Genomic DNA, 374 nt, shown 5'->3' on the forward strand with positions numbered 1-374 from the left:
GAATTGGCAGACGCGCTAGACTTAGGATCTAGTGCCGCAAGGCGTGGGGGTTCAAGTCCCTCCACCCGCACCATATATTATGCGGGAGTAGTTCAGTGGTAGAACACCACCTTGCCAAGGTGGGGGTCGCGAGTTCGAATCTCGTCTTCCGCTCCAAAGTATTAAATGTATTATTACTGCCTTAGCCGGGGTGGCGGAATTGGCAGACGCACAGGACTTAAAATCCTGCGGTGGGTTTCCACCGTGCCGGTTCGAGTCCGGCCCTCGGCACTGTTTTACTAATTAGGATACTATTAGGCGCCCGTAGCTCAATTGGATAGAGCGTTTGACTACGGATCAAGAGGTTAGGGGTTCGACTCCTCTCGGGCGCGCCA

3 tRNA genes are annotated in these 374 nt (G+C 54.0%); all 3 read left to right on the forward strand.

Annotation, left to right across the window (positions count from 1 at the left end):
• The first annotated feature begins 81 nt into the window (after positions 1-81).
• The 3 genes from P6709_RS19750 to P6709_RS19760 all read left to right on the forward strand — a co-directional run bounded on the left by P6709_RS19750 (position 82) and on the right by P6709_RS19760 (position 374).
• Positions 82-156, forward strand: a tRNA-Gly gene (locus P6709_RS19750).
• 28 nt (positions 157-184) lie between these two features.
• Positions 185-270, forward strand: a tRNA-Leu gene (locus P6709_RS19755).
• 27 nt (positions 271-297) lie between these two features.
• A tRNA-Arg gene (locus P6709_RS19760) sits at positions 298-374 on the forward strand.

The sequence above is a fragment of the Jeotgalibacillus sp. ET6 genome (assembly GCF_029667115.1).
In the GTDB taxonomy this organism is placed as follows: domain Bacteria; phylum Bacillota; class Bacilli; order Bacillales; family Jeotgalibacillaceae; genus Jeotgalibacillus.